Source organism: Pseudomonas sp. P1.31 (assembly GCF_001269815.1).
GTDB classification, from domain to species: domain Bacteria; phylum Pseudomonadota; class Gammaproteobacteria; order Pseudomonadales; family Pseudomonadaceae; genus Aquipseudomonas; species Aquipseudomonas rustica.
Genome location: NZ_LHVN01000016.1, coordinates 1 through 6,351 on the forward strand (window position 1 = coordinate 1; position 6,351 = coordinate 6,351).

At 60.5% G+C, this 6,351-nt stretch carries 6 protein-coding genes; 3 read left to right on the forward strand and 3 right to left on the reverse strand.

Annotation, left to right across the window (positions count from 1 at the left end; translation table 11 throughout):
• Positions 1-135: 135 nt before the first annotated feature.
• Together AD669_RS10285 and AD669_RS10290 are read right to left on the reverse strand one after the other, a co-directional pair.
• Positions 136-750, reverse strand: a complete 615-nt coding sequence (locus AD669_RS10285; RefSeq protein WP_053119327.1) for a DNA-3-methyladenine glycosylase — start codon at positions 748-750, stop codon at positions 136-138.
• Positions 751-788: 38 nt separating this feature from the next.
• Positions 789-1,871, reverse strand: coding sequence for a bifunctional transcriptional activator/DNA repair enzyme AdaA (locus AD669_RS10290; RefSeq protein ID WP_053119337.1), 1,083 nt, complete (start codon positions 1,869-1,871; stop codon positions 789-791).
• 242 nt (positions 1,872-2,113) lie between these two features.
• On the opposite strand from AD669_RS10290, the gene AD669_RS10295 reads away from it, so the two are divergent.
• Entirely contained in the window at positions 2,114-2,527 is a 414-nt protein-coding gene (locus AD669_RS10295) for a VOC family protein (RefSeq protein WP_053119329.1), read from the forward strand.
• A 3-nt stretch (positions 2,528-2,530) separates the two neighbouring features.
• Here AD669_RS10295 and AD669_RS10300 read toward each other — a convergent pair whose 3' ends face one another.
• Positions 2,531-3,151, reverse strand: coding sequence for a LysE family translocator (locus AD669_RS10300; RefSeq protein ID WP_053119331.1), 621 nt, complete (start codon positions 3,149-3,151; stop codon positions 2,531-2,533).
• A 275-nt stretch (positions 3,152-3,426) separates the two neighbouring features.
• Between AD669_RS10300 and AD669_RS10305 the strand changes: the two genes are divergently transcribed.
• Together AD669_RS10305 and AD669_RS10310 are read left to right on the forward strand one after the other, a co-directional pair.
• Entirely contained in the window at positions 3,427-4,041 is a 615-nt protein-coding gene (locus AD669_RS10305) for a biliverdin-producing heme oxygenase (protein ID WP_053119333.1), read from the forward strand.
• On the forward strand, positions 4,038-6,275 hold the full coding sequence (locus AD669_RS10310) for an ATP-binding protein (protein ID WP_053119335.1): 2,238 nt from the start codon (positions 4,038-4,040) through the stop codon (positions 6,273-6,275). The genes AD669_RS10305 and AD669_RS10310 overlap by 4 nt, the downstream gene beginning before the upstream one ends.
• Positions 6,276-6,351: the final 76 nt, after the last annotated feature.

A 6,351-nucleotide genomic window follows, 5' to 3' on the forward strand; every position in this document is an offset into this window, starting at 1 on the left:
GTGCAACGAGGCTGCGATCTTTTGGCTTTTAAAAGATCAGGATCAAAAGATCGCAGCCTCGTTGCACTCGACAGCTCCTACAGACCCACAATCACACAGTCCCATGATTCCGCAGCACCTATAAGCGTTGGGGTTTCAGGGTTTGGCCACGCGCCATAGGTACCATGCGGCGACTGTGCGGTGTGGGCTCCAGGCTTGGCCGATGTCGATCATCTGTTTGCGTGTCGGTTGTACGTCGAGGCTTTTCAAGCGCCGATAACCTTCACGCACGCCGAAGTCGTCCGCCGGCAGAATGTCCATGCGTTCAAGGCTGTAGATCAGCAGCATTTCCACCGTCCAGCGACCGACCCCGCGCAGGCTGATCAAGCGTTCGATCAGCGCCTCATCGTCCATCGCCAAGGCCGTCGCGTAATCCGGCACCACGCCGTCCAGCGTCGCTTGGGCGATGCCTTGAATGGTCGCGATCTTGCCGCCCGAAAAGCCGCAACTGCGCATTCGATCAAAGTCAGTCGCGAGGATTTGCTCGGGGCGCGGGAAGGATTGCCCGCCAAACAACCCCACCAGCCGCCCGACAATTGCATCCCCAGCCTTGGCGTGCAGTTGCTGATAGGCGATCGCGCGCACCAGCGACTCGTACGGATCACGCGCCGGATGCGGTTGATGCAGGCATGGGCCGACAGCGGCGATGTGCCGCTGCCAGTCTTCGTCGAGCGCGGCCAGAAACTCGCTGGCCGCTTGATAGGGGAGCATGCTTTTCAAAAATTCCCTTTTCTTGATCGATCAATTGGTCAGAAAGCCAAGGGTTGCGTGAGCTGCACCGCGGCATTTTCCAGCCTCAGTAGAAACGCCTTGCGCGGCTGTCCTCCACCATAGCCGGTGAGCGAGCCATCCGCGCCGATCACCCGATGACACGGCACCACAATCGACAACCGATTGTGTCCGTTGGCCAGGCCCACCGCGCGACTCGCGCCGGGTTTGCCCAGCGCGGCGGCGATGGTGCCGTAGGTGCTGGTCTGCCCATAGGGAATTTGCCGCAGCGCCGCCCAGACCTGCCGCGCAAACTCGCTGCCGGGCAAATGCAGCGCCACGGTAAATTCGCTGAGTGTGCCGGCGAAGTACGCCGCCAGTTGCTGTTCGATCTGCTGCAGATGTCCGTTGTGTCCCGGCACGACCGCATAGCCGTAGCGGTTCTGCAATTCCTCGACTTCGCGGGTCAACGCCGGGCGATCAAGAAACTCCAGCAACACCAGCCCACGACGTTCGGCCATGGCGATCATCGGCCCCAGCGGCGTGGTCAGCCGGGTGAACAGCAACGGTTCACTCTGCGCCGCACGCCCCGGCGTGATGTGGAAGGACTTCTGAAACGCATCACGAAAACCGCTGAGCGATTCATAGCCCGAGTCGAACGCGGCGTGATCAATCGACGTGCCTTGCTTGATTCCGCCCAACGCCATGCCCAATCGACGCGTGCGCAGCCAGGCATGGAAGGTCATGCCGAAATGCTGTTTGAACCAGCGCCGCAACTTCAGCGGCTCGATGCCTTCGGCGAGCAATTGCGCATCGCTCCAGCGCACCTCGGGATCAGCTTCGACTGCTTTGAGCAGCGTCTGCACCCAGTCCGGCGCAATGGCGGCGGCGTCCAGCGGTTTGCAGCGCAGACAGGCGCGATAACCGGCCGACATGCATTCGTCGGCATGGGCGAAAAACTCGACGTTCTCCGGTTTCGGCTTGCGCGCCGTGCAGCTCGGGCGGCAGAAAATCCCGGTGGTTTTCACGGCCGTGAAGAACACGCCTTCATAGGCAGTGTCGCGTTCAAGCATGGCGCGAACCATCTCGGCGTGGGGCGGCAGGACAGCGGTTTGTATGTTCATGGCTTGAGAGTAAAACCAGATTGTCGATGGCTCCACCGAAAAATCGACAGTGAATTCCCACATCACCTGAACTACCGTGTAGGAGCTGCCGAAGGCTGCGATCTTTTGATCTTTTGATCTTTTGATCTTTTGATCTTTGGACGCGGAGCGTCCGCGGCTGCATTCCCACGCAGAGCGTGGGAACGATCAGATCAAAAGATCGCAGCCTGCGGCAGCTCCTACATAGTGTGAGGCGTTGAGTTATGCATCCGTTTTCCATTCATCACATCGATCACATCGTCCTGCGCGTCAAAGATCTGCAACGCAGCATCGATTTCTACGGCCAGGTTTTCGGCGCCGAGGTGGTCAAGCGCAACGAGCCGCTGGGCCTGATCCATCTGCGCGCCGGCACCTCAATGATCGACCTCGTCGACCTGCAAGGCGAACTCGGCCGCAAGGGCGGTGGGGCGGCCGGGGTCGAGCGGCGTAACGTCGATCACTTCTGCCTGCGCATCGAACCGTTCGATGAAGTGGCGCTGACCGAACATCTGCAATCCTTCGGCCTGACCGTGGCCAAAGCCGAATCGCGTTTCGGCGCTGAAGGCAAAGGCCTCTCACTGTACTGCTTCGACCCGGATGGCAATCAGGTCGAACTCAAAGGCCCGTCCGAGGCGTAAACCTCACGCCCGTTTCGCCAGCAGCAGCACCGAAGCCGCCGCCGACAACAGCCCCGCGCAGCAGCGATTGAAAATACGCTTGCCGCGCGGCTCGGCGAACCAGCGGCGCATGTGCAGGCCCATGTAGGCGTAAGCGCTGATGGCGATCCACTCCAGCGACAGAAACAGCACGCCCAACACGGCAAACTGCGCTGGCACCGGGCGGCCAGGGTCGACGAACTGCGGCAAAAACGCGGTGAACAACAGGATTGCTTTCGGATTACCGGCGGCCACCAGAAACTCCTGTCGCGCCAACGCCCAGAATCCCACCGAAGCTCCGGCAATTTCCTCCTCGGTTTCGGTATTGGCGCGCCACAGTTGCCAGGCCATGTACAACAAATACCCCGCGCCCACGATCTTGATCGCCTGAAACAGCCATTCCGACGTCTGCAACACCACCGACAGACCGGCGCCCGCGAGCGCAATCATCCCGGCAAACGCCAGAATCCGCCCGATGCCCGCCGAGCAGGCGCGCTGAAAGCCGTAGCGCGTGGCGTTGCTCACCGACAGCAAATTGTTCGGGCCGGGGGCCATGTTCAGGGCGAAGCAGGCGGGGAGAAACAGCGACAGCGTGGCGAGATCCATGACAGCACTCCAGAAACCAGAAGCGCATTTTTATCACAGCCCCCGTGCGGCCCGACCCGTACAGTCAGGCAGTGCTGTCACGGTACAGCGCCCGGCGGTACTGGCGAAACCGTTCGAACTTTTTACGAAATCTGAAACTCTGAAAGGTCAGAGGGCAGTGGTTTCGTCTGAAAAAACTAGTCGTCGGGTCAGAAAAATGACCTGTGCCGTGTAAAATCCCTCGATGCGATGCCAACCCCGAATGGCCCCAGGCGGCCTCACCAAGAGCGATCTACATGCAAGCAAAGGCCCGTGAAGTTTATGTGCCACCGGTGCTGCAAGATCTGCGAGCCGGCACTGCCGACCTGCACATCGCGCTGGAAAAACGCCTTCCTTTTTTCTCCGACGCCCTCGATATTCAGGCTTTTCAACGGCTGATGCAGGCTTACTACGGCTTCTACCTGCCGCTGGAAAGCGCATTGCTGGACAGCCACTGCATCCCCGCCGATTTTGATCTGACGCCACGTCTCAAAACCGCCACCTTGCACGGCGACCTGCAAGCGTTGGGCGTCGCGGATGAAGCCATCAACCGCCTGCCGATCTGTAGCCAATTGCCGCAGATCAATTCCGGCGCTAGCTGCCTCGGCATACTGTACGTGCTCGAAGGCGCAACGCTCGGCGGGCAAATCCTGCGCCGGGAAATTTCTGCGCGGTTAGGCCTGGAAGCCGATAACGGCGCGGCTTTTCTCGATGTCTACGGCGCCGCCACCGGCCGTCGCTGGCGCGATTTCATGGAATACCTGGGCAGTCGACCGATGGATGCGGACGAGCGCAAGGCCGTAGTGGCGGCCGCACACACCACATTCAGTTGTTTCGAGCGCTGGCTCGAAAGCCGGGAGGTACTGGCATGACTCCGCAAGACAAACAAGCCTTTGAAGAACTGCTGGCCAACTGTGCCGACGAACCGATTCGGTTCCCCGGCGCGATCCAGCCGCACGGGTTGCTACTGACCTTGAGCGAGCCCGCGCTGGAGATCATTCAGGTCAGCGCCAACGTCGAGAGCCTGCTCGGCCGTCCGGCGCTGGCGCTGATCGGTCAACCGCTGCAAAGCCTGATTGGCGATGAACACGCCGCGCAAGTACGCCAGACGTTGCAACAGCCGACGCTGTCCGACTCGGCGCCATTGCTGTTTCGACTCAACGACATGGCGTTCGAAGGCTTGCTGCACCGTCATCAAGGCGTGTTGATTCTAGAACTGGAAATCCACGTCGAGAACTTCCAGCCGCGCAACGTCGCCGGCAGCGAAACCCATTTGGGTCGCATGCTCCAACGGCTGCAAGGCGCGACGACGTTGCAGGCACTGTACGACATCAGCGTCAAAGAAATTCAGGCGATGACCGGTTACGACCGGGTGCTGATCTATCGTTTCGAAGAAGAGGGCCACGGCCAAGTCATTGCCGAAGCCTCCGATCCGTCGATGGAAGTGTTCAACGGTCTGTTCTTCCCGGCGTCCGACATTCCCGAGCAGGCCCGCGAGCTGTATCGCACCAACTGGCTGCGGATCATACCGGATGCCGCGTACGAGCCGGTGCCGCTGGTGCCGAAGCTGCGTCCGGACACGCAAACGCCGCTGGACTTGAGTTTCGCCACGCTGCGCAGCGTGTCTCCGATTCACTGCCAGTACATGAAGAACATGGGCGTGTTGTCGTCGATGAGTATTTCCCTGCTCAAGGGCGACAAACTCTGGGGCCTGATCAGCTGCGGCAACCGCGAACCGCTGCATGTGCCGCACGAATTGCGTGCCGCGTGCCAGACCATCGGCCAGGTGTTGTCGCTGCAAATCAGTGCGATGGAGGCGCTGGAAGTCAGCCGTCAGCGCGAAGCAAAAGTCGACGCGCTGGCGATGCTCAATCAAGCGATGATCGACTCGCCGCAGAATGTCTTCGACGGTCTGGCTAACCAGCCTGAAGTGCTGATGGCGCTGACCGGCGCCGGCGGCATTGCGATCATCGAAGACAAGCAATTGCACCGTTACGGCAACTGCCCGGAGCCGGACGAAATCCGCGCCCTGCACAAGTGGTTGCAGGACAGCGGCGAGGCGGTGTTCTCCAGTCATCATCTGGCCAGCGTTTACCCGCCGGCCGCGCACTATCAGCAAGTCGCCAGCGGCGTGCTCGCCATGAGCCTGCCAAAACCGGTCGACAACGGCGTGCTGTGGTTCCGCCCCGAGGTGAAGGAAAACATCAATTGGAGTGGCGATCCGCGCAAGCCGCTGGATCTGGAAAACTCTGACGCCGGCCTGCGGCTGCGGCCGCGTACGTCGTTCGAAATCTGGAAAGTCGAGATGGCCGGGATCTCCACCAAATGGAGCCACGGCGATCTGTTTGCGGCCAACGATCTGCGGCGTTCGGCGCTGGAAAATGATCTGGCGCGACAAGTGCGCCGCGAGCAGGAAGCGGTGCGTGCCCGTGATGAGCTGGTGGCGGTGGTTTCCCACGATCTGCGCAACCCGATGACGGTGATCTCGATGCTCTGCGGCATGATGCAGAAGGCGTTCAGTTCCGACGGCCCGCACACGTCGCGCAGAATCTCCACGGCCATCGACACCATGCAACAAGCGGCCGGGCGCATGAACACGCTGCTGGAAGACTTGCTCGACACCTCGAAAATCGACGCCGGGCGCTACACCATCACCCCGCAGAAACTCGACGTCGGGCAGATGTTCGAAGAAGCACAATCGCTGCTTGCGCCGCTGGCAATCGACAAGGACATCAGCATTTCCTTTGAGGCCGACGCGGATCTGAGCATTCATGGCGATCCTGAGCGGCTGTTTCAGGTGCTGTCGAATCTGATCGGTAACGCGATCAAATTCACTCCGCGTCTGGGCACGGTCGGCGTGCGTGCGAAGTCGGTGGGCGACGAAATTGTCTTCACCGTGCGCGACAGCGGCGAGGGTATTCCCAAGGAAAACCTGCCTCACGTGTTCGATCGTTACTGGACGGTGAAGGACGGCAACCCGACTGGCACCGGTTTGGGTTTGTACATCACCCAAGGCATCGTCGAGGCCCATGGCGGGCGGATCGTCGCCGAGAGCGAACCGGGGCAGGGCAGCGAATTCCGCTTCACCGTGCCGCGCCTGGACTAACCCACAAAATCCCCTGTAGGAGCTGCCGAAGGCTGCGATCTTTTGATCCTGTTTTCAAAAGACAAGATCAAAAGAT

Excerpts from the sequence above, each read along its gene's own strand:
- AD669_RS10300 (WP_053119331.1), bottom strand. The coding sequence starts at position 3,151 with ATGGATCTCGCCACGCTGTCGCTGTTTCTCCCCGCCTGCTTCGCCCTG.
- AD669_RS10310 (WP_053119335.1), top strand. The coding sequence starts at position 4,038 with ATGACTCCGCAAGACAAACAAGCCTTTGAAGAACTGCTGGCCAACTGT.
- AD669_RS10290 (WP_053119337.1), bottom strand. The coding sequence starts at position 1,871 with ATGAACATACAAACCGCTGTCCTGCCGCCCCACGCCGAGATGGTTCGC.
- AD669_RS10305 (WP_053119333.1), top strand. The coding sequence starts at position 3,427 with ATGCAAGCAAAGGCCCGTGAAGTTTATGTGCCACCGGTGCTGCAAGAT.
- AD669_RS10285 (WP_053119327.1), bottom strand. The coding sequence starts at position 750 with ATGCTCCCCTATCAAGCGGCCAGCGAGTTTCTGGCCGCGCTCGACGAA.
- AD669_RS10295 (WP_053119329.1), top strand. The coding sequence starts at position 2,114 with ATGCATCCGTTTTCCATTCATCACATCGATCACATCGTCCTGCGCGTC.